Origin of the sequence: Phocaeicola sp. ICN-14070 (genome assembly GCF_037892625.1) — a bacterium.
Lineage (GTDB): Bacteria > Bacteroidota > Bacteroidia > Bacteroidales > Bacteroidaceae > Phocaeicola > Phocaeicola plebeius.
Map to the genome: position 1 here is coordinate 103393 of NZ_JBBKBF010000003.1, position 20296 is coordinate 123688.

Genomic DNA, 20296 nt, shown 5'->3' on the forward strand with positions numbered 1-20296 from the left:
ATCCCCCCTATCTGAAAAGTGTTAAATAATCTAATCGTCTACCCATAACAGGTCGCTCATAATTCCATCAGAAATAAATATCCCTTTTTCTGTGAGCTTCATGACGTGATTGTCGAGTGTCAGGAATCCTTGTTTCAGATGGGGAGAAGCCATGCGCATGCAATAATCGAATAAGGTTTCTCCAAATGTCTCTTTCAGTATATGGGTGGGGATACCGTAAGCAGTGCGCAGACGGGTAATGATAAAATCATTATAGCGCGTATACAGATCAAGCTCTTCCTTTTCCTGATAAGGTGTTCCTTTTTGAATACCTTGTATATACTGAGAAAGAGAAGCTACGTTCCATTGTCTGGAAGTCCCGTCATATGAATGGGCAGAAGGACCGCAGCCCAGGTATTCTTTGCCTGTCCAGTAACTGGAGTTGTGACGTGAATGGAATCCCGGGAGACAGAAATTGGATATTTCATAATGTTCATATCCGTTGCTCTTGAGGGTATGTATCAACTCCTTGAATAAGGAGACACTTAAATCTTCATCCGTTTCTTCCACTTGATGTGCTTCTTTCAAGTTCCATAAAGGAGTGCCTTCTTCATAAATCAGATGATAGGCTGAAATATGCTCCGGATGCATCTGAAGGGCTGTTTGAAGGTCTTTTTGCCAGTCTTCTAATGTTTCTCCAGGCAGTCCGTACATCAAGTCGATACTGATATTCTGAAAACCAACTTCTCGGCAATGTTGGTATGCTTGTTGAGCCTGAGCAGCCGTGTGCCGGCGGTGAAGCAGACGAAGGGTGTCTTCCTTGAAGGTTTGTATGCCCATGCTTAATCGGTTAAACGGGAGGGTACGTAACATGGCTATGTATTCAGGTGTCAGATCGTCGGGATTTGCTTCAATTGTAATTTCGGCTTCCGGATTTACAGTATATATCTTATAGATGGTTTCAAAAAGCTGAATGAAATCTTTTCCTTCTAATTGTGAAGGCGTACCTCCACCAAAGTAGATGGTGTCAATAATTTCTCCATCCAGATAGGCTTTCCGCAGCTCAAGTTCTTTGGACAGAGCCTGTACGTATGTGCTTTTTTTATCATTTTCTGTTGTAGAAAAGAAGTCGCAGTAAATGCAACGTCGTTTGCAAAAAGGGATATGAAGATAGATTCCAGCCATAATTAATCTACTGTAAGAAGTTGTTTTACGGGTGTAAAGATACGGATAATTTATGGGAGGAAAGAAGGAATACAGATTTTGTATGTCTGAAAACATAGTTTAGTAACACGAAACTTTTTATTGTTTTTCTGAATTATAATCTCTAATTTGCGCTTCGTTAAAAAATAAGAGATATGAAAAGCATATCCTTTCGTTACTAAACTAAATCTTGAAATACCATGAAAGTATATCAAACAAACGAAATCAAGAACATTGCCCTTCTCGGTAATGATGGCTCAGGTAAAACCACTCTCACAGAAGCTTTGCTCTATGAGAGTGGTATTATAAAACGTCGCGGAAGAATTACTGCCAAGAATACGGTGAGTGATTATTTCCCGGTAGAGCAGGAATACGGATATTCGGTATTTTCTACTGTATATCATGTAGAATGGAACGGAAAGAAGTTGAATATTATCGACTGTCCGGGAAGTGATGACTTCGTGGGAGCTGCCATTACCGCATTGAATGTGACTGATACAGCCATTTTGTTGTTGAACGGGCAATATGGTCCGGAAGTGGGTACACAGAATCACTTCCGTTATACTGAAAAACTGGGTAAGCCGGTGATTTTCCTGGTAAACCAGTTGGATAGTGAAAAATGCGATTTTGACCATGTGCTTGAACAGTTGAAAGAGAATTATGGTTCTAAAGTTGTTCCGGTTCAGTATCCGCTTAGTACAGGACCCGACTTCAATTCGTTGATTGATGTACTTTTAATGAAGAAATATTCTTGGGGACCGGACGGCGGTGCTCCAACCATTGAAGACATTCCGGCAGAAGAAATGGAAAAAGCGCAGGAATGGCATAAGACGCTGGTGGAAGCTGCGGCTGAACACGACGAAAGCCTGATGGAAAAATTCTTTGAATCTGAATCGCTGACAGAAGATGAAATGCGTGAAGGTATTCGTAAGGGTTTGGCTGCCAGAGGTATGTTCCCGGTATTCTGTGTATGTGCAGGTAAGGACATGGGCGTGCGCCGCTTGATGGAATTCTTGGGTAATGTGGTACCGTTCGTGGATGAAATGCCGGTAGTTCACAATACACGTGGTGTTCCTGTTCCTCCCGATCCGAATGGTCCTACTTCACTTTACTTCTTTAAGACAGCTGTGGAACCTCATATCGGAGATGTACAGTACTTTAAGGTGATGAGTGGTGTGGTGCATGAAGGTGATGATTTGAGCAACGCTGACAGAGGTTCGAAAGAACGTATGGCACAGCTTTATGTATGTGCAGGTGCTAACCGTGAAAAAGTGGACGAACTGCGTGCGGGAGATATTGGCTGTACAGTAAAATTGAAAGATGTGAAGACGGGTAATACCTTGAATGGCAAGGATTGTGAGAACCGATTCAATTTCATTAAATATCCGAATCCGAAGTATACGAGAGCTATCAAGCCAGTAAATGAAGCCGACACAGAAAAGATGATGGCGGTATTGAACCGTATGCGTGAAGAAGACCCGACTTGGATTGTAGAACAGTCTAAGGAATTGCGTCAGATTCTGGTACACGGTCAGGGAGAATTCCATTTGCGTACATTGAAATGGCGTCTGGAAAACAACGAAAAGTTGCAGATTCAGTTCTATGAACCTAAGATTCCATATCGTGAAACAATTACTAAGTCGGCTCGTGCAGACTATCGTCATAAGAAACAGTCGGGTGGTGCCGGACAGTTTGGTGAAGTTCACTTGATTGTAGAACCTTATTATGAGGGTATGCCTGCTCCGGAAGTGTACAAGTTCAACGGTCAGGAGTATAAGATGAACGTGAAGGGTACGGAAGTAATTGACTTGGAATGGGGTGGTAAACTCGTGTTTGTCAACAGTGTAGTTGGTGGAGCAATTGATGCTCGTTTCATGCCAGCTATTTTGAAAGGAATCGTGAGTCGTATGGAACAAGGACCGCTGACTGGTTCGTATGCACGTGATGTACGTGTTATTGTGTACGACGGTAAGATGCACCCGGTAGATTCGAATGAAATTTCCTTCATGCTGGCTGGTCGCCATGCGTTTAGTGAAGCATTTAAGAATGCAGGTCCGAAGATTTTGGAACCGATTTATGATGTGGAAGTATTCGCTCCGAGTGACAAGTTGGGTGACGTGATGAGTGACATGCAAGGTCGTCGCGGTATGATTATGGGTATGACCAGTGAAAAAGGATATGAAAAGTTGAGCGCTAAAGTTCCATTGAAAGAAATGTCGAATTACTCTACAGCTTTGAGTTCATTGACTGGAGGTCGTGCTTCATTCATTATGAAATTTGCCAGCTATGAACTGGTTCCGACGGATGTACAGACCAAGCTGATGAAGGAATTTGAAGAGCAAGAAAAGGACGAAGCATAATATTAGTTGTGATTTTTATAGATAAAAAAGCCGTGTTTCTTAAAAAGCACGGCTTTTTTTGTTTAACTTAGCTTAAACAAAACCCTCTGTTTATTTGTTATTAATCTAAAATTCTATTATTTTTGTAATGTATAGGTGCTTAAAATAATAGATAGTGAAGATTTTATTAGGTAAAATTTGATTTATGGTTAATATGCGACAAAATCTTATTTAAAGCTTGTTAATCTATTAGCGTCGTATTTGTCAGGTTGTTAAATTTGTCCATATGAAAAAATCGACTATTTGGATATTAGGAGTTGTAATGGGACTGTCTTTCTTGAGCTTGCTCTATTTGCAGGTAAGCTATATTGAGGAGATGGTCAAAATGCGGCGTAGTCAGTTTGAAGAGAATGTAAACCGCAGTTTGGGAAAGGCTGTGCATAACTTGGAACTGGTTGAAACAAAAAAATATTTGGAGAAGGATGTAGCGGCACAAGAACGTGCTGCGTTGTTGTCCAGGCAATACCAGGAAAAGAATGAAGCCGGTGAAAATGTGGTAGAACATCATCAGTATACGATTACGGCACCTGATGGCTCTACTTACTCTACTTTTGAGTTGAAGACTATTATGAATCGGCCATCAAATGTGCCGAAGGTGGTCATCTCTACAGGAAGAACTATTCCGCAGACATCACGTGCATTGCAGGAGGTCCTTAAAGAACGTTATGTATATCAACGTGCATTGCTGGATGAGGTAGTGTACAATATTCTTTATACGGCAAATGACAAGCCTTTGAAAGAAAGAGTCAACTTTAAACAGCTTGATCATTTTCTGAAAACAGAACTATTTAATAATGGTATCGATATTCCCTATCACTTTTCGGTGACAGACCGGGATGGGAAAGAAGTGTACCGTTGTTCGGATTATGTGCATGACGATGAAAAAATCTACTCTCGTTTGCTCTTTGAAAAAGATCCTCCTGCGAAGATGGGCTTTGTGAATATTTTCTTCCCCACACTGGATAATTACATATTCAGTTCTGTGAAGTTTATGATTCCGTCTATCATCTTTACAGTCGTGTTGTTGATTACGTTCATTTTTACGATCTATATTATTTTCCGTCAAAAACGGTTGACTGAAATTAAGAATGATTTCATCAATAATATGACGCATGAGTTTAAAACTCCGATTTCTACCATATCATTGGCTGCTCAAATGCTGAATGATCCGGCTGTAGGTAAGTCGCCTGTAATGTTTAAGCATATATCAGGAGTTATTAATGATGAAACAAAGCGTTTGCGTTTTCAGGTAGAAAAGGTGTTGCAGATGTCTATGTTTGAAAGGCAGAGTGTAACACTTAAGAAAAAGGAGATTGACGCGCATGAATTGATCAATGGAGTTGTGAATACTTTCCGTTTGAAAGTAGAGAAAAACAATGGTACGTTAGAGGCGGAATTAAATGCGCAGGATCCGGTGATTTTTGTGGATGAGATGCATTTCACCAATGTGGTATTCAATTTGTTAGATAATGCGGTGAAGTATAAGAGTCCGGATCGTGACATTGCATTGAAAATCCGTACGTGGAATGAAAGTGGAAAACTATGTATTTCTATTGAGGATAACGGTATCGGGATTAAAAAAGAAAATTTGAAAAAGATATTCGACAAGTTCTATCGGGTTCATACCGGAAACTTGCATGATGTGAAAGGTTTTGGACTTGGCTTGGCTTATGTGAAAAAAATAATCGCAGATCATAAGGGCTCTATCCGGGCTGAAAGCGAATTGAATGTAGGAACAAAATTTATAATTACTATACCATTATTTAAAGAAGAATAAGATATGGACGACAAATTGCGTATTTTGCTGTGCGAAGATGATGAGAATCTTGGCATGCTTTTGAGAGAATATTTGCAGGCAAAAGGTTACAATGCTGATCTTTTCCCAGATGGAGAAGTTGGATTCAAGGCTTTTCTGAAGAGTAAATATGATTTGGTAGTAACTGACGTGATGATGCCTAGAAAGGATGGTTTTACTTTGGCGCAAGAGATTCGTCAGGCAAATGCAGAAGTTCCTATTATTTTCTTGACTGCTAAAACGCTGAAAGAAGATATTCTGGAAGGATTTAAGATTGGTGCGGATGATTATATTACGAAGCCTTTCAGTATGGAAGAGCTGACATTCCGTATTGAAGCTATCTTGCGTCGTGTACGTGGAAAACGTAACCGTGAAAGTACAGTGTACAAGATTGGTCGTTTTACCTTTGATACTCAGAAACAGATTTTGTCAATTGGTGACAAACAGACTAAGTTGACTACAAAAGAATCTGAATTGTTAGGCTTACTTTGTGCACATGCAAATGAAATTCTTCAGAGAGATTTTGCATTGAAAACTATCTGGATTGATGACAATTACTTCAATGCAAGAAGCATGGATGTATATATTACAAAATTGCGTAAGCACCTGAAAGAAGATGATTCAATTGAAATTATCAATATTCACGGAAAGGGATATAAATTGATTACTCCGGAAGGTGAATAAAGACTTTTCGGAAGTGAGCAATAAAAAAGCCTGAATGTTTAATTCAGGCTTTTTTATTGCTGTTGATTGAAAAATCAATCTGTAATTCTTTTGTTCAGGATGATATATGAAATCAATCCGGCAACAACGAGTAACAAAGAAACTCCCAATACTGCGTTGTTGTTCACATTACCTGTTGCATAGCTTGCAATGAGAATCACAGCACCGATGATAACCAATATCACTCCTAAATTCTGTAATAAGCTTTTCATGTGTGTCTTCTTTTTTATGGTTTATTTATTCATGGTTACAAATTAAAGCATAATTCTTTTATCCGAAAAATTATTTCGTGAAAAAAAACGGAAATTTGAGCATATATGTAGGTCGTTTTATAAAAGCTTGACAAATGAAATGATTTTTATGTTTCTATTAAATGCCAGATAGGTAAAAAACTTCCGTTTTTTAGTCTTTTGTGTTATTGAAGATTTTTCGAAGTACTTCTTGACTAATTCTCAATTCTTCTAATGTTAGTCCGTGCAAAGCTTCTTTTAATGTCTTGTTGGCTATAAAGCGTGCTTTCTCCTCTAATTTTTTACCAGTTTCTGTCAGATGAATTTTATTGGTCCGACGGTCTTTTTTGTCTGATACACGTATGACTAGGTGCAGTTTTTCCATATTGTCGATCAGACGGGTCATACTGGGTTTGTCTTTAAAGGTTGCATTGCATAACTCTTGCTGGGTAACTCCGTCCTTTTCCCAAAGGTAGAGTAGCACGGTCCATTGCTCCGGTGTAATTTCCATGTCATTTAATCGGAAGTTCCGGCTCAGTTTTCTGTTAATGGCGGCCGATACTTTTCCGTTTAAAATGGCAAATATCAGCTGAATGTCAAAATTGAATTGTTCTATCATGTAATTATTGTTTAAACAACTTTGCAAATATACGACATTTCACCTATATATAAAGTAGGGAGAGGAGAGTTTGGAAGATAAATCTCTCTTTTTTTAAGAATCTTTATTGCATAAATATATGAGAAGTCTTGGATTCTTAATTGAAAAGTCGTACCTTTGCCGCGCAAATAAAAAATCATTATTAATTAATTTAATTAACGAATAGTATGAATCAATACGAAACCGTTTTCATTTTAACTCCCGTTTTGTCTGATGTTCAGATGAAGGAAGCGGTAGAGAAGTTCAAAGCTATCCTTACTCAGGAAGGTGCGGAGATCATCAATGAAGAAAACTGGGGATTGAAAAAATTGGCTTACCCAATTCAGAAAAAATCTACAGGATTCTATCAACTGATTGAATTCAAAGCAGAACCGTCTGTAATCGAGAAGTTGGAAGTTAACTACCGTCGTGACGAACGTGTAATCCGTTTCTTGACTTTCAAGATGGATAAGTATGCTGCGGAATACGCTGCTAAGAGAAGAAATGTAAAATCAACTAAAAAGGAGGAAAACTAATCATGGCACAGCAACAATCAGAAATCAGATATTTAACTCCGCCTTCAGTAGACGTTAAGAAGAAAAAATACTGTCGTTTCAAAAAGAGCGGTATTAAGTACATCGACTACAAAGATCCTGAATTCTTGAAGAAATTCTTGAACGAACAGGGTAAAATCCTTCCGCGCCGTATTACAGGTACTTCATTGAAGTTCCAGCGTCGTATTGCGCAGGCTGTTAAGAGAGCTCGTCACTTGGCTTTGCTGCCTTTCGTAACTGATATGATGAAATAATAAAGGAGGAATAAGAATATGGAACTGATTTTGAAAGAAGACGTAGTTAACTTGGGCTACAAGAATGATATTGTAACCGTTAAGTCTGGTTATGGTCGTAACTATCTTATTCCGACAGGTAAAGCTGTGATTGCTTCTCTGGCTGCAAAGAAAATGCTGGCTGAAGAATTGAAACAGCGTGCTCACAAATTGGAGAAGATTAAGAAAGATGCTGAAGCTGTTGCAGAAACATTGAAGGGTGTTTCTTTGACTATCGCTACAAAGGTAAGTGCAACAGGTGTTATCTATGGTTCAGTAGGTAATATTCAGATTGCTGATGAATTGGCTAAGTTGGGTCACAACATCGATCGTAAGATTATCGTTGTTAAAGATAACGTAAAAGAAGTTGGACACTACAAAGCTGTGGTTAAACTTCACAAGGAAGTTTCTGTAGAAATTCCTTTCGAAGTAGTTGCAGAAGAAGCTTAATTTGTATCTGTAAATACTTTAATAAATCCCCCGAATGGACAATGATCTGTTCGGGGTTTTTTTATTTGTATGGAATTGGAGAAATTGATCATAGTGACGACTGTGGCTTCGAGTCTTCTTTCTTTTAGTCTGTAAAAGTTTAGTAGTGAATGGAGGTATGATGTGAAAAAAAGTGGAGTGAAGAATGGGGGCTGTTGCTTGAATAAGATAAATCTGGGGATAAAATATGTTTGTATGAGTGAGGAATAAGTGTGTGATAAAAATATAAGATAGGGTATTAGTAGTTAGCAAAAGGGTATAAAAAAAGTCTGTAGGCTGAGCTTACAGACTTTCAATTCTCTCCGATGTTCGAGATTATTCAGCTACTACTGCTGAGTCAGCGCTGACTGCAGCTGAATCGCAAGCTACTGCTGCTGAATCAACAACCGGAGCTGCTTCTTCAACTACTGCTACTGAATCTGAATCAGATGCAACTTCACTGTTAGCTGCTTTGTTTCCGCAAGAAGCGAAAGAAACTGCAGCAAATGCTACGAACAAGAATACTAATTTTTTCATTTTCTTTGCTTTTTAATCTGTAATACTTATGTTGTTTTCTTAAAACGTTGCAAAGATATAGACTTTTTCAATACGTTGTTCTCTTTTTAGTCACTTTTTTCAAAAAAAATATGTTTTATAACCTGTTTGCTTGAATTGTAATATGTTGCAAAACATAATTTTTTTCTTCGTATTCTGAGAAATTTCTTAAAAGATGAAGAAATATGTATAGAAGCAGTGAATAGAGGTTGCAAATTTAGAAACCCGTTTCAGAAATCGTGAATAATGTGTACCTTTGCAAACTTCTAAAATTGTAAAGAGATATGATTGATACAACTATTTTTCAGGATAAAGTAGCTGTTTATTATACGTTGGGCTGTAAGCTTAATTTTGCAGAAACCTCTTCTATCGGAAAAACGTTAAAGGAAGCAGGAGTTCGGACAGCCAGAAAAGGTGAAAAAGCAGATATTTGTGTGATTAATACCTGTTCGGTGACAGAAATGGCAGATAAAAAATGTCGGCAAGCCATTCATCGTCTTTCTCGTCAGCATCCTGATGCATTTATTGTGGTAACAGGCTGCTATGCTCAGCTGAAACCTGGGCAGGTGGCTGATATAGAAGGAGTGGATTTGGTATTAGGAGCAGAACAGAAGGGTGAGCTGATGAATTATTTAGGCAACTTGCAGAAACATATGCATGGAGAGGCTGTAGTTACTGCTACCAAAGATATTCGTACTTTTTCTCCTTCTTGTTCTCGTGGGGATCGTACCCGTTATTTCCTGAAGGTACAGGATGGATGTGATTATTTCTGCTCTTACTGTACCATTCCATTTGCACGAGGAAGAAGCCGTAATGGAAAGATAGAAGATTTGGTGGCACAAGCTCGCCAGGCAGCAGCTGAAGGAGGAAAAGAAATTGTGCTGACCGGAGTGAATATCGGTGATTTTGGAAAGTCAACGGGTGAAACCTTCTTTGATTTAGTGAAGGCTTTAGATGAAGTAGAAGGCATTGATCGTTACCGTATTTCTTCTATCGAACCCAATCTTCTGGCGGATGAAATCATTGAATATGTAGTTCAATCCCGTCGTTTCATGCCTCATTTCCATATTCCTTTGCAATCCGGATGCGATGAGGTGCTGAAGTTGATGCGCCGTCGTTATGATACGGCTTTGTTTGCAGCCAAGATTGCAAAGATAAAGTCTCTGATGCCTGATGCTTTTATTGGAGTAGATGTCATCGTGGGTACTCGCGGAGAGACTCCTGAATATTTTGAAAAAGCTTATGAGTTTATTAAGGGGTTGGATGTAACTCAGCTGCATGTGTTCAGTTACTCAGAACGTCCGGGAACTCAGGCTTTGAAAATTGATTATGTGGTTCCTGCTCAGGAAAAGCATGCCAGAAGCCAGCGTTTACTGGAGCTTTCAGGTGAAAAGACGAAAGCTTTCTATGCCCGTCATATTGGTGCAGAAGCAGAAGTGCTGATGGAGAAATCTAAAGCAGGTACACCCATGCACGGTTTTACGAAAAACTACATTCGGGTGGAACTGGCGCACGATGAAAAACTGGATAACCATCTGGTAAAAGTGCGTTTGGGTGATTTTAATGAAGACGGAACGTCGCTTAAAGGAACTATTTTATGATAAAGACAGCTGTAGTCATCTTAAACTGGAATGGGGAAGCCATGCTTCGCCAGTTCTTGCCCTCAGTGATTGCTTGTTCGCGTTTGGAGGGAACGGAAATTTATGTAGCCGACAATGCTTCCACGGATGCTTCGTGTGAGGTGGTAGAAAAAGAATTTCCTTCTGTCCATCTGATACGCCTGGACAAGAATTATGGTTTTGCCGATGGCTACAACTATGCTTTGCAGAAAATAGATGCGGAATACGTTGTCCTGCTCAACAGTGATGTAGAAGTGACGGAAGGATGGCTTCAGCCAATGGTCGATTATTTGGATACTCATCCGGAGACTGTGGCCTGTCAGCCCAAAATTCGTGCGTATCGTCACCGGAACCTGTTTGAATATGCCGGAGCAAGTGGAGGCTTTATTGACCGTTATGGTTATCCTTTCTGTCGTGGACGCGTTTTTGAGAGTGTAGAGGAAGACAAAGGGCAGTATGACGAGGTGATTCCTGTGTTCTGGGCTACGGGGGCAGCTTTGATGATTCGTCTGGACGTATATCGGAATGTGGGGGGACTGGACGGACGTTTCTTTGCACACATGGAAGAAATAGACTTGTGCTGGCGTTTACGCAGTCGAGACTATCAGCTTGTCTGTATTCCTTCAAGTACGGTATATCATGTGGGAGGGGCTACCTTGAAAAAGGAAAATCCCCGTAAAACTTTCCTGAATTTCCGAAACAATTTGCTGATGCTGTATAAGAACCTGCCGGAAGAAGAATTAAAGCCTGTGATGCGTGTCCGTACTTTCCTGGATTATTGTGCCGCTGCAGTCTGGGTTTTGAAAGGAGATTTTGCCAATGCCAAAGCTGTGTGGAATGCCCGTCGGGAGTTCTTCCGGATTCGCAGCCAGTTTACTGCCGACCGTCAACAAAACCTGGCCCATACAGTATTGAAGACCATTCCCGAACGCTATTCCTTCAGTTTGGTGTGGCAGGTAAAAGTAAAGGGCCGAAAAAACTTTTCAGCCCTTTCACATTAAAGTTTCTTGAGTTCCTGATACAAACGTTGCACCGGAAGGCCCATGACATTGAAATAGGAGCCTTCCAGTCGGGAAACTCCCACAAAGCCAATCCATTCTTGTACTCCGTATGCCCCAGCTTTGTCCAGTGGGCGGAATTTTTCTACATAAAATTCAATTTCATCCTCTGTCAGTACGTCGAATGTCACTTGAGTTGTAGCCGAAAACGTACGTTGCAGGCCACAGGTCATCAGACATACTCCGGTAATTACCTGGTGTGTTTTGCCGGAAAGTTCCCGTAACATTTCTTTGGCTTCTTCCTGTGTCCGGGGCTTTCCCAATACCTTTTCGTTGATGCACACCACCGTGTCGGCTGTAATGATTAACTCGTCTTCCGCCATGGAGTTACGATAAGCTTTCGCTTTTTCACGTGAGATGTACATTGGAATTTCTTCCCCTTTCAACGTATCAGGATAGCTTTCATCTATATCCGGAAGTACCCTGACCGTATATTCTAAATTCAGTCCGCTCAGCAATTCTCGTCGTCTAGGAGAATTGGAGGCAAGTACGATTTTATAATGCTGTATGTTTTCTAACGGTTTCATCTCTTGCATATTTATTGGTTACCAGCCAAAGGCAGCCTGTCCGGCCATCCATTTTCCCTGTGCTTTTAAAACTTGTTCAATGACGTCGCGTCCGCAGCCATATCCTCCCTGTCGGTGAGAAATGTATTTGCTGATGGCCTTGATTTCAGGTGCCGCATCTGCCGGACAACAGGGGAGTCCCACCAACTGCATTACTTCATAATCGGGTATATCGTCTCCCATGTAAAGCACTTCTTCCGGTTTCAGGTTATATTTTTCTAACAGTTCCTTGTATTCACGGGTTTTCACAGCAGCGCCTAAGTACACATCCTTTATACCCAGTCCTTCGTAGCGTTTCCGAACGGCTTCCGTCTTGCCCCCTGTGATAATGGCCACATGCAGTCCGCATTTCACAGCCAGTTGCAACGCATACCCGTCTTTGATATTGACAGAACGCATGGGCTCTCCGTCGGGATGCAAAAAGATTGTTTCGGCGCTCAGTACTCCGTCTACATCGAAAAACAGTGCTTTTATTTGAGTCAAATCGTAATTTATCATATTTGAAAAATTAAATGGTCAATGGTTAGTGATTTCATATAAATGGATGTGTTCGCTCAGTAACCGATAGATTTCTGCAAGCTTAGGTTCTTCTTCCAGCATATTCAGGTGGCGGTTAATTACATTTTCATCGTAACGCCTTGCCGGACCGGTTTGTGCTTCCACCGGGGATAATTCATGTACTTTTCGGGCGGTTTCATCTATCAGTGGTAGCATAGACTCAAAAGGAAGGTGTTGTGCCTGAAGCAAATGCTGGCAAATGGCATACATGTGATTGCTAAAGTTACAGGCAAAGACAGCTGCTATGTGCAGGTATTTCCGTTGTTCCGAACTGGCATTGTATACTTTCGGGCTAAGACCTCCGGCTATTTCCTGAAGGAGGGACAAATTCTGCGGCGAATTGGCTTCGAGGAAAAACGGCACTTCTTCAAAATTAGCTTCCCGCTGTTTGCTGAAAGTTTGCATGGGGTATGCTACTCCGTAGTTTTTGAATTTTCCCTTCCATACTTCCATTGGCATGCTGCCTGCTGTGTGCAGGTACAGAGCATCCGGATTACAGTGGGCAAGTTGTGAAATGACTGTTTCCAAAACGGCATCTTTTACCGATACGATGTACAAATCAGCGTGTTCGTCTACCTGTTTCAGGCAGGTGGTCCACGCACATCCTAATGTCTGTGCCAAAGCTTGTGCCGATTCCTGTGTCCGGCTGTAAATTTGCGACAAGTGGAATCCCTTTTGTTGCAGAGCTTGAGCCAGATGAGTGGCTACATTGCCTGCTCCTATGCATACAATGGAAAAATCTTTTTTATTCATCATCCGCGTGAAGATAAGAAGTAAAGTAAAACTCCGATGACCAGCAAGGTGGCGGGCAGGAGGAAAGTCGACATCTGTCCCAGCAGAGAGATAACCAGTCCGATATTCTGAATCAGCCAGATACCTAATAAGATGAGTCCTACCGATTTGTCACTTTTGAACCACAGAAAAATAATGGCTGCATACAGCAACATCGTATCTTTTTGCATCACCCACGGCAGTCCGAGGTGACCGAATCCGACCCATTTGTCTATCAGGTAGAGTAGTCCTGTCAGTACAAGAAAAACGGCTGTAGCCCGATAGGTATCTTTGTGTTTGCCCGATGCTGCTGCCATTATTTCCCTCCAAATTTATTGATATGTACTTTTTCCCATTGCAGGTGTGACTCATCAAAAGGTTTGCGTTCCATCCCTTTGTGTCCTACAGCGATGACGGACAGCACTTGCAATTGTAAAGGAAGGTCCAACAGTTCATGGATATATTCGTTGGCCGGTGTGCCGTTGGCGGTAAATCTTTCTCTTACCTGTACCCAGCAACTTCCCAGTCCCAAATCTTCTGCCTGAAGCTGAATCATGATTGACGCAATGGAAGCATCTTCAATCCACACATCGCTGGCGAGCGGGTCGGCAGTCACTACAATCGCCAGTGCAGCATCTTTTACGAATGCCGCTCCCGATTCCTTACAGAAAGATAATTTTTCCAGTGTGTTCTTGTCGTCTACGACGATGAACTGCCAGCAATTGGAGCGTTTGGAAGACGGAGCCATCAGGGCCGCCTTCAGTAATGTGAGCACCTGATCTTGTGTCAGTTCCTCATCCGTAAACTTTCGCATGCTTCGCCGGTTTTTGATTAAATCACTGAAGTTTTCCATAAAAATTTAGTTTGTTTGGACAAATATAAGGCTTCCCCGTTAAATCCTCAATAAAAAAATGTAAATTTGCATTACATGAACATCCGTTTAGCTACATATTATCATGCTAAGGATGTACCCGCCCTTCCGGGTTCAAACATCTTTCATTCTACGGAACTGTTCCATGTATTGGAACAGACAAGGGGAGTTCGTCCGCTTTTACTGGTAGCCTACGAGGGGAAATCTCCTGTGGGAAAGCTGCTATGCATCACTCGCCGTTCTACCAATTTACTACGTTTTGCCGAAAAGAGTTATGCGTACGGCACAGGTGAATACTTTCCTTCTTCTTATCCGAAAGAACATATTTTTCAGGAACTGCTTTCCTACTTTACGCAGCAGTTCGCAGAGAAATCTTTTCTTTTAGAATTTCGTAATCTGGAAGAACCTTTGTTTGGTTACCGTTATTTCCGGCAAAACGGATATTTCCCGATACGCTGGCTTCGGGTACGCAACTCTTTGCACCATGATTCGTTGGACAAATGGATGAGTATGAGTACTTCCCGCAAGCGGCAAATTCATCAGGGACTGAAGAATGGAGCCGTAATTGATGTGGCACGTACAGAAACAGATGTGCAGGCTTTTTTCAGTATGCTCAAGCATTATTATTCGCCCAAGATTCATTGTTACTTGCCCGACATCGGTTTCTTCACTACTTTGCTGACGCATTCATCCCATTGCGGACGGATTTTTATCATTCGTTATAAAAACAAGATTATCGGAGGTTCGGTCTGTCTGTTTTCCGGAGAAGATGCCTATTTGCTTTTTTCCGGGGGGATGAGAAAAACGTATCCGCTGCAGTTTCCGGGAGTTCTTGCCGTATGGGGAGCCATGCAGTATGCCCGTGAGCATAGATATGCTCATTTTGAATTTATTGAAGCCGGGTTACCTTTTAAGAAATACGGTTTCCGTGACTTTATTCTGCGTTTCGGCGGAAAGCAGATGAGCAGTCGCCGTTGGTTTCATGTGCGTTGGAACTGGCTGAATCGTCTGCTGACAAAAATCTATGTATAGCCCCCTTTCCATACTTCTGTCAATGGATTAAACTCTTTTTAAACAACGGGATTTCTTTGAAAAAATCGTCAAAAAGTTTCTTTTTTCAGCACAATTTTCTTTTCTTTGTCTGTGTGTATATTAAACACGTACTTTAATTTAATACCCATAAAAAACAATTCTATTATGAAAATCTCTCACATTGAACATTTGGGCATTGCGGTCAACAGTATCGAAGAAGCCCTTCCTTATTATGAAAACGTCCTCGGATTGAAATGCTATAACGTAGAAACCGTAGAAGACCAGAAGGTAAAGACTGCGTTTTTGAAATGTGGTGACACAAAAATTGAATTGCTGGAACCAACCGGTCCTGACAGCACAATTGCCAAGTTTATTGAAAATCGCGGCATGGGCGTACATCATGTGGCATTTGCAGTAGAAGACGGAGTAGCCAATGCGCTGGCACAGGCTGAAGGAGCAGGCATTCGTTTGATTGACAAGGCCCCGCGTAAAGGAGCAGAAGGTCTTCACATTGCATTCCTTCACCCGAAATCTACGATGGGCGTATTGACGGAACTTTGTGAAAAATAACCACCGGGAAAAGACCCTTATTTAATTATCAAATATAAATACTAATACCATGAGTAACCAACTTGAAAAAGTAAAAGAATTAATAGAGCTTCGCGCACAGGCCCGTCTGGGTGGAGGTGCGAAAGCCATCGAAAAACAACACGATAAAGGTAAGTACACAGCCCGCGAACGTATTTCCATGCTCCTTGACGAAGGCAGCTTTGAAGAAATGGACATGTTCGTACAGCATCGTTGCACAAACTTCGGAATGGACAAGAAGCATTATTTGGGAGACGGCGTCGTAACCGGATACGGAACAATCGAAGGCCGCCTGGTTTATGTTTTTGCCCAGGATTTCACGGTATCTGCCGGTTCCTTGTCTGAAACCATGTCACTGAAAATCTGCAAGGTGATGGATATGGCCATGAAAATGGGAGCTCCCTGTATTGGATTGAATGACTCTGGTGGTGCACGTATTCAGGAAGGTATCAACGCTTTGGCGGGCTATGCAGAGATTTTCCAGCGTAATATTCTGGCTTCGGGAGTTATTCCGCAAATTTCCGGTATTTTCGGCCCATGTGCAGGAGGTGCAGTGTATTCTCCGGCTTTGACAGACTTCACCTTGATGATGGAAGGTACTTCTTACATGTTCCTTACTGGTCCGAAGGTAGTAAAGACTGTGACAGGCGAAGATGTATCACAGGAAGACCTGGGAGGTGCCAGTGTACATTCCACTCGTTCCGGTGTGACTCATTTCACAGCTTCTACAGAAGAAGAAGGGTTGGCATTGATTCGTAAATTGTTGAGCTATATCCCACAGAACAACCTGGAAGAACCGCCTTATGTTGATTGTACCGACCCGATAGACCGCTTGGAAGATTCTTTGAATGAAATCGTACCCGACAGCCCGAATAAGGCTTACGATATGTATGAAGTAATCGGTGCTATTGTCGATAATGGTGAATTCCTTGAAATCCAGCGTGATTTTGCCAAGAATATCATTATCGGTTTTGCACGTTTCAACGGACAGTCAGTGGGTATCGTAGCCAACCAGCCGAAATTCCTGGCCGGTGTGCTCGATTGCAATGCTTCTCGTAAGGCTGCCCGTTTCGTTCGTTTCTGCGATGCCTTCAACATTCCTATCGTATCACTCGTAGACGTTCCGGGATTCTTGCCGGGAACAGGTCAGGAATACAATGCGGTTATTCTGCATGGTGCGAAGTTGCTGTATGCATACGGTGAAGCTACCGTGCCTAAAGTAACAGTAACCCTTCGTAAGTCGTATGGAGGTTCTCACATCGTGATGAGCTGTAAGCAGTTGCGTGGCGATATGAACTATGCATGGCCTACTGCTGAGATTGCCGTGATGGGAGGAGCCGGTGCCGTAGAAGTACTGTATGCAAAGGAAGCAAAAGAAGCACCCGATCCGAAAGCCTTTATGGCCGAAAAAGAAGCTGAATATACCAAGCTGTTTGCCAACCCGTATAATGCGGCCAAGTATGGTTACATTGACGATGTGATTGAACCGCGTAACACGCGTTTCCGCATTATTCGTGCTTTGCAGCAGTTACAGACTAAGAAGCTGAGCAATCCAGCTAAGAAACACGGTAATATTCCTTTGTAATAGTAACTAAAACTTGACAATGATGATGAAAACACATAAAATCGGAATATTTCTGGCCCTGTTTCTGCTGGTCGGGTTCTCGTCCTGTAAGGAACAGAACACCGCGTCCAAGTTGCTTATCAATGAAGTGTTGATTGATAATGAGAGCAACTTTCAGGATGATTATGGCACCCACAGCGGTTGGGTAGAAATATTCAACAGAGCTTACAGCAGTGCCGACCTGGCCGGATGCTATCTGAGAGTGAGCAGTCAGCCGGGCGATACTTTGTCTTATTTTATTCCCAAGGGAGATGTGCTGACCTTGCTCAAACCGCGTCAGCATGCTCTTTTCTGGGCCGACGGGGCACCAAGAAGAGGAACTTTCCATACCAACTTTGTATTTAGCAAGACACAAGACAACTGGATTGGTTTGTACGACTCTGGTAAAAAATTGCTGGATGAGGTGGTAGTTCCCGCAGGTATGCTTCAGGCCGACCAGTCGTATGCACGCGTTGGCGACGGTACGGCTACATGGGAAGTGAAGGGTGGAAGTGAAGACAAATATGTCACTCCGAGCACCAATAACCAGACCATCGAGAGCAATCCGAAGATGGAGAATTTCGAACAGCATGACCCTGTAGGTATCGGTATGGCTATTTCTGCCATGAGTGTGGTATTTACCGGACTTATCTTGCTTTACCTGTGCTTTAAATTTGTGGGTAAACTGGCGGTTAAGTTGCGTAAGCGTAACGCCATGAAAGCGCAGAATGTCACCGACAAGCAGGAAGCAAAAGAACGTAAGTTGGGTGAAGCTCCGGGTGAAGTGATTGCTGCCATCTCTATGGCTTTGCACGAAGCACAGGGAGCCGACCACGATGTGGAAGAAACCATCCTGACCATCAGTCGGGTAAAACGAAGCTATTCACCGTGGAGTTCTAAGATTTATACATTGCGTGAAACTCCTCATAAGAAATAACCTCTAAAGCATAACGAAAACCATGAAAGAATACAGATATAAAATTAACGGAAATCTTTATAAGGTGACCGTGGGAGACATAGAAGACAATAATGTACATGTAGAAGTAAACGGAACGGCGTATACCGTGGAACTGGAAAAGAAAGCCGGTCCGAAAATCAAACCGGTAGTTCGTACGGCAGCTACTACGCCGGCAGCTCCTCCTCCAGCAGTGAGCCGTCCGGTTGTGGCAGGCAGCAAGTCGGGTATCAAGTCTCCGCTTCCGGGTGTTATTCTGGAAATCAAGGTGAAAGAAGGAGATACCGTGAAACGCGGACAGACATTGCTCGTGCTCGAAGCCATGAAGATGGAAAACGACATCAAGGCCGACCGTGACGGTAAGGTAACCGCCATCAAGGTGAGCAAGGGAGAATCAATACTCGAAGGTACAGACCTTATAATCATTGAATAATTATGGGAGAATTTGCTAGTTTTTTACAGAATAACCTGGCCGATTTCTGGACCTATACCGGCTTTCATAACGCCACGCTCCAGCATGTGGTGATGATTCTGGTCGGTATATTCTTCATCTATCTGGCCGTGGCAAAAGAATTTGAGCCGATGTTGCTGATTCCTATCGGCTTCGGTATCTTGATTGGTAACATTCCCTTCAATATGGAGGCCGGATTGAAAGTCGGGCTTTATGAGGAGGGTTCCGTATTGAACATTTTGTACCAGGGAGTCACGTCCGGCTGGTATCCGCCCCTTATCTTCTTAGGTATTGGTGCCATGACCGACTTCTCGGCCCTGATTTCCAATCCGAAGCTGATGCTGATTGGGGCGGCAGCACAGTTTGGTATCTTTGGTGCATACATGATTGCCTTGGCTTGGGGCTTCGACCCGATGCAGGCTGGAGCTATCGGTATCATTGGTGGTGCCGACGGTCCGACCGCTATCTTCCTTTCATCCAAGCTGGCACCTAACCTGATGGGAGCCATTGCCGTGTCGGCCTATTCCTACATGGCCCTTGTGCCGGTGATACAGCCGCCTATCATGCGTTTGCTCACTACCAAGAAGGAAAGACTGATTCGCATGAAAGCACCTCGTGCCGTGTCACACACAGAAAAGGTGATGTTCCCAATCGTAGGTTTGTTGTTGACCTGCTTCCTGGTTCCTTCCGGTTTGCCTTTGTTAGGTATGCTGTTCTTCGGTAACCTGTTGAAGGAAAGTGGTGTAACACGTCGTCTGGCTGAAACAGCCCGTGGTCCGCTGATTGACACCATTACCATTTTGTTAGGACTTACTGTAGGAGCTTCTACTCAGGCTTCTGAGTTCCTGACTGTGGATTCTCTGAAAATCTTCGGATTGGGTGCTTTGTCATTCGTTATCGCTACAACTTCAGGTGTGATTTTCGTGAAGATTTTCAACCTGATTCTTCCGAAAGGTGATAAGATTAATCCGCTTATCGGTAATGCCGGTGTATCTGCTGTGCCCGACTCAGCCCGTATTTCTCAGGTAGTAGGTTTGGAATATGATCCAAGCAACTACTTGTTGATGCACGCCATGGGTCCGAACGTAGCAGGTGTAATCGGTTCGGCAGTCGCTGCCGGTATCTTGCTGGGATTCCTGATTTAAAAGATTACGATATCAGAACAGGGGGATGCATTTCACACATAATGCACCCCCCTGTTGTTTTGGTATAGCTCAGTTGAAGCAATGTCTTTTGACTTGTTCATTTTCTACAAGGCGTTTCTATAAAAATATCTTGACACGTTCGTGCCGAGACCTTGACACGTTGCTGATGAGAGCTCGTCACGTTCGTTTCGAGGTATTGTCACGTTCGTGCCGAGGTAAAATGGAAGTCTGTTCTTAGATAAAGTTATAGAATGTTTTTATCTA

Annotated in this window: 23 protein-coding genes; 14 read left to right on the top strand and 9 right to left on the bottom strand. The window is 42.4% G+C overall.

The annotated features are described in order from the left end of the window. Positions 1-30: 30 nt before the first annotated feature. Positions 31-1164 (bottom strand): radical SAM family heme chaperone HemW, encoded by a 1134-nt coding sequence (gene hemW, locus WKT20_RS01735; RefSeq protein ID WP_118243635.1) that lies wholly within the window; start codon positions 1162-1164, stop codon positions 31-33. A gap of 218 nt (positions 1165-1382) precedes the next feature. On the opposite strand from hemW, the gene WKT20_RS01740 reads away from it, so the two are divergent. The 3 genes from WKT20_RS01740 (at position 1383) to rprY (ending at position 6060) form a co-directional block, all read left to right on the top strand. Continuing rightward, the gene (locus tag WKT20_RS01740) at positions 1383-3542 is read left to right on the top strand and encodes an elongation factor G (protein ID WP_340416719.1); all 2160 of its coding nucleotides are present in this window, start codon (positions 1383-1385) and stop codon (positions 3540-3542) included. Positions 3543-3807: 265 nt separating this feature from the next. Beyond that, the gene (locus tag WKT20_RS01745; protein ID WP_117700717.1) at positions 3808-5358 is read left to right on the top strand and encodes a sensor histidine kinase; all 1551 of its coding nucleotides are present in this window, start codon (positions 3808-3810) and stop codon (positions 5356-5358) included. 3 nt (positions 5359-5361) lie between these two features. Further along, positions 5362-6060 (top strand): response regulator transcription factor RprY, encoded by a 699-nt coding sequence (rprY, locus tag WKT20_RS01750; protein ID WP_007563193.1) that lies wholly within the window; start codon positions 5362-5364, stop codon positions 6058-6060. A 74-nt stretch (positions 6061-6134) separates the two neighbouring features. Here the strand turns inward: rprY and WKT20_RS01755 are convergent, their stop codons facing one another. After that, a complete protein-coding gene (locus WKT20_RS01755; RefSeq protein ID WP_007563191.1) occupies positions 6135-6311 on the bottom strand; it encodes a hypothetical protein in 177 nt (58 codons plus the stop codon). A gap of 190 nt (positions 6312-6501) precedes the next feature. Next, positions 6502-6948 carry a MarR family winged helix-turn-helix transcriptional regulator gene (locus WKT20_RS01760; protein WP_007563189.1) on the bottom strand — a complete coding sequence of 149 codons (447 nt, stop codon included), beginning with the start codon at positions 6946-6948 and terminating at the stop codon, positions 6502-6504. A gap of 206 nt (positions 6949-7154) precedes the next feature. Here WKT20_RS01760 and rpsF point away from each other — a divergent pair, with 206 nt between their 5' ends. The 3 genes from rpsF to rplI are packed head-to-tail and all read left to right on the top strand — an operon-like array spanning position 7155 to position 8242. Beyond that, positions 7155-7502 (top strand): 30S ribosomal protein S6, encoded by a 348-nt coding sequence (rpsF, locus tag WKT20_RS01765; RefSeq protein WP_007563184.1) that lies wholly within the window; start codon positions 7155-7157, stop codon positions 7500-7502. Positions 7503-7504: 2 nt separating this feature from the next. Then, positions 7505-7774, top strand: coding sequence for a 30S ribosomal protein S18 (rpsR, locus tag WKT20_RS01770; protein ID WP_005841178.1), 270 nt, complete (start codon positions 7505-7507; stop codon positions 7772-7774). Between the two features lie 18 nt (positions 7775-7792). After that, positions 7793-8242, top strand: a complete 450-nt coding sequence (gene rplI, locus WKT20_RS01775) for a 50S ribosomal protein L9 (RefSeq protein ID WP_340416720.1) — start codon at positions 7793-7795, stop codon at positions 8240-8242. 354 nt (positions 8243-8596) lie between these two features. Here rplI and WKT20_RS01780 read toward each other — a convergent pair whose 3' ends face one another. Next, a complete protein-coding gene (locus WKT20_RS01780; protein WP_117700716.1) occupies positions 8597-8797 on the bottom strand; it encodes a PG1828 family lipoprotein in 201 nt (66 codons plus the stop codon). Between the two features lie 302 nt (positions 8798-9099). On the opposite strand from WKT20_RS01780, the gene mtaB reads away from it, so the two are divergent. Both mtaB and WKT20_RS01790 read left to right on the top strand, forming a co-directional pair. Then, positions 9100-10416: a tRNA (N(6)-L-threonylcarbamoyladenosine(37)-C(2))-methylthiotransferase MtaB gene (gene mtaB, locus WKT20_RS01785; protein ID WP_340416721.1), complete on the top strand. Its 1317-nt coding sequence runs from the start codon at positions 9100-9102 to the stop codon at positions 10414-10416. Next, complete coding sequence (locus WKT20_RS01790; RefSeq protein WP_278454090.1) at positions 10413-11435, top strand: glycosyltransferase family 2 protein; 1023 nt, start codon at positions 10413-10415, stop codon at positions 11433-11435. The genes mtaB and WKT20_RS01790 overlap by 4 nt, the downstream gene beginning before the upstream one ends. On the opposite strand, the gene WKT20_RS01795 is transcribed toward WKT20_RS01790, so the two are convergent. Genes WKT20_RS01795 through WKT20_RS01815 form a run of 5 tightly spaced genes read right to left on the bottom strand, consistent with a single transcriptional unit; the run spans position 11432 to position 14240 of the window. Continuing rightward, positions 11432-12028: a Maf-like protein gene (locus WKT20_RS01795; RefSeq protein ID WP_117700713.1), complete on the bottom strand. Its 597-nt coding sequence runs from the start codon at positions 12026-12028 to the stop codon at positions 11432-11434. The genes WKT20_RS01790 and WKT20_RS01795 overlap by 4 nt on opposite strands. A gap of 9 nt (positions 12029-12037) precedes the next feature. Beyond that, on the bottom strand, positions 12038-12556 hold the full coding sequence (locus WKT20_RS01800; protein WP_007563159.1) for a KdsC family phosphatase: 519 nt from the start codon (positions 12554-12556) through the stop codon (positions 12038-12040). A gap of 18 nt (positions 12557-12574) precedes the next feature. Further along, positions 12575-13372 carry a Rossmann-like and DUF2520 domain-containing protein gene (locus tag WKT20_RS01805; RefSeq protein WP_117700712.1) on the bottom strand — a complete coding sequence of 266 codons (798 nt, stop codon included), beginning with the start codon at positions 13370-13372 and terminating at the stop codon, positions 12575-12577. Beyond that, the gene (locus tag WKT20_RS01810) at positions 13369-13704 is read right to left on the bottom strand and encodes a hypothetical protein (protein ID WP_007563154.1); all 336 of its coding nucleotides are present in this window, start codon (positions 13702-13704) and stop codon (positions 13369-13371) included. Before WKT20_RS01810 ends, WKT20_RS01805 begins: the two co-directional genes overlap by 4 nt. After that, positions 13704-14240, bottom strand: coding sequence for a nitroreductase family protein (locus WKT20_RS01815; RefSeq protein ID WP_118163420.1), 537 nt, complete (start codon positions 14238-14240; stop codon positions 13704-13706). Before WKT20_RS01815 ends, WKT20_RS01810 begins: the two co-directional genes overlap by 1 nt. 75 nt (positions 14241-14315) lie before the next feature. Here WKT20_RS01815 and WKT20_RS01820 point away from each other — a divergent pair, with 75 nt between their 5' ends. The 6 genes from WKT20_RS01820 to WKT20_RS01845 all read left to right on the top strand — a co-directional run bounded on the left by WKT20_RS01820 (position 14316) and on the right by WKT20_RS01845 (position 20032). Beyond that, positions 14316-15290 carry a GNAT family N-acetyltransferase gene (locus tag WKT20_RS01820; RefSeq protein WP_340416722.1) on the top strand — a complete coding sequence of 325 codons (975 nt, stop codon included), beginning with the start codon at positions 14316-14318 and terminating at the stop codon, positions 15288-15290. Between the two features lie 165 nt (positions 15291-15455). Continuing rightward, positions 15456-15860, top strand: coding sequence for a methylmalonyl-CoA epimerase (gene mce / locus WKT20_RS01825; RefSeq protein WP_007563149.1), 405 nt, complete (start codon positions 15456-15458; stop codon positions 15858-15860). Between the two features lie 49 nt (positions 15861-15909). Beyond that, the gene (locus WKT20_RS01830; protein ID WP_007563148.1) at positions 15910-17463 is read left to right on the top strand and encodes an acyl-CoA carboxylase subunit beta; all 1554 of its coding nucleotides are present in this window, start codon (positions 15910-15912) and stop codon (positions 17461-17463) included. Between the two features lie 25 nt (positions 17464-17488). Next, positions 17489-18418 (top strand): OadG family transporter subunit, encoded by a 930-nt coding sequence (locus tag WKT20_RS01835; protein ID WP_340416727.1) that lies wholly within the window; start codon positions 17489-17491, stop codon positions 18416-18418. Positions 18419-18440: 22 nt separating this feature from the next. Beyond that, positions 18441-18869: a biotin/lipoyl-containing protein gene (locus WKT20_RS01840; RefSeq protein WP_007563146.1), complete on the top strand. Its 429-nt coding sequence runs from the start codon at positions 18441-18443 to the stop codon at positions 18867-18869. A gap of 2 nt (positions 18870-18871) precedes the next feature. Beyond that, positions 18872-20032, top strand: coding sequence for a sodium ion-translocating decarboxylase subunit beta (locus WKT20_RS01845; protein ID WP_340416723.1), 1161 nt, complete (start codon positions 18872-18874; stop codon positions 20030-20032). Positions 20033-20296: the final 264 nt, after the last annotated feature.

Excerpts from the sequence above, each read along its gene's own strand:
- hemW (WP_118243635.1), bottom strand. The coding sequence starts at position 1,164 with ATGGCTGGAATCTATCTTCATATCCCTTTTTGCAAACGACGTTGCATT.
- WKT20_RS01740 (WP_340416719.1), top strand. The coding sequence starts at position 1,383 with ATGAAAGTATATCAAACAAACGAAATCAAGAACATTGCCCTTCTCGGT.
- WKT20_RS01745 (WP_117700717.1), top strand. The coding sequence starts at position 3,808 with ATGAAAAAATCGACTATTTGGATATTAGGAGTTGTAATGGGACTGTCT.
- rprY (WP_007563193.1), top strand. The coding sequence starts at position 5,362 with ATGGACGACAAATTGCGTATTTTGCTGTGCGAAGATGATGAGAATCTT.
- WKT20_RS01755 (WP_007563191.1), bottom strand. The coding sequence starts at position 6,311 with ATGAAAAGCTTATTACAGAATTTAGGAGTGATATTGGTTATCATCGGT.
- WKT20_RS01760 (WP_007563189.1), bottom strand. The coding sequence starts at position 6,948 with ATGATAGAACAATTCAATTTTGACATTCAGCTGATATTTGCCATTTTA.
- rpsF (WP_007563184.1), top strand. The coding sequence starts at position 7,155 with ATGAATCAATACGAAACCGTTTTCATTTTAACTCCCGTTTTGTCTGAT.
- rpsR (WP_005841178.1), top strand. The coding sequence starts at position 7,505 with ATGGCACAGCAACAATCAGAAATCAGATATTTAACTCCGCCTTCAGTA.
- rplI (WP_340416720.1), top strand. The coding sequence starts at position 7,793 with ATGGAACTGATTTTGAAAGAAGACGTAGTTAACTTGGGCTACAAGAAT.
- WKT20_RS01780 (WP_117700716.1), bottom strand. The coding sequence starts at position 8,797 with ATGAAAAAATTAGTATTCTTGTTCGTAGCATTTGCTGCAGTTTCTTTC.
- mtaB (WP_340416721.1), top strand. The coding sequence starts at position 9,100 with ATGATTGATACAACTATTTTTCAGGATAAAGTAGCTGTTTATTATACG.
- WKT20_RS01790 (WP_278454090.1), top strand. The coding sequence starts at position 10,413 with ATGATAAAGACAGCTGTAGTCATCTTAAACTGGAATGGGGAAGCCATG.
- WKT20_RS01795 (WP_117700713.1), bottom strand. The coding sequence starts at position 12,028 with ATGCAAGAGATGAAACCGTTAGAAAACATACAGCATTATAAAATCGTA.
- WKT20_RS01800 (WP_007563159.1), bottom strand. The coding sequence starts at position 12,556 with ATGATAAATTACGATTTGACTCAAATAAAAGCACTGTTTTTCGATGTA.
- WKT20_RS01805 (WP_117700712.1), bottom strand. The coding sequence starts at position 13,372 with ATGATGAATAAAAAAGATTTTTCCATTGTATGCATAGGAGCAGGCAAT.
- WKT20_RS01810 (WP_007563154.1), bottom strand. The coding sequence starts at position 13,704 with ATGGCAGCAGCATCGGGCAAACACAAAGATACCTATCGGGCTACAGCC.
- WKT20_RS01815 (WP_118163420.1), bottom strand. The coding sequence starts at position 14,240 with ATGGAAAACTTCAGTGATTTAATCAAAAACCGGCGAAGCATGCGAAAG.
- WKT20_RS01820 (WP_340416722.1), top strand. The coding sequence starts at position 14,316 with ATGAACATCCGTTTAGCTACATATTATCATGCTAAGGATGTACCCGCC.
- mce (WP_007563149.1), top strand. The coding sequence starts at position 15,456 with ATGAAAATCTCTCACATTGAACATTTGGGCATTGCGGTCAACAGTATC.
- WKT20_RS01830 (WP_007563148.1), top strand. The coding sequence starts at position 15,910 with ATGAGTAACCAACTTGAAAAAGTAAAAGAATTAATAGAGCTTCGCGCA.
- WKT20_RS01835 (WP_340416727.1), top strand. The coding sequence starts at position 17,489 with ATGAAAACACATAAAATCGGAATATTTCTGGCCCTGTTTCTGCTGGTC.
- WKT20_RS01840 (WP_007563146.1), top strand. The coding sequence starts at position 18,441 with ATGAAAGAATACAGATATAAAATTAACGGAAATCTTTATAAGGTGACC.
- WKT20_RS01845 (WP_340416723.1), top strand. The coding sequence starts at position 18,872 with ATGGGAGAATTTGCTAGTTTTTTACAGAATAACCTGGCCGATTTCTGG.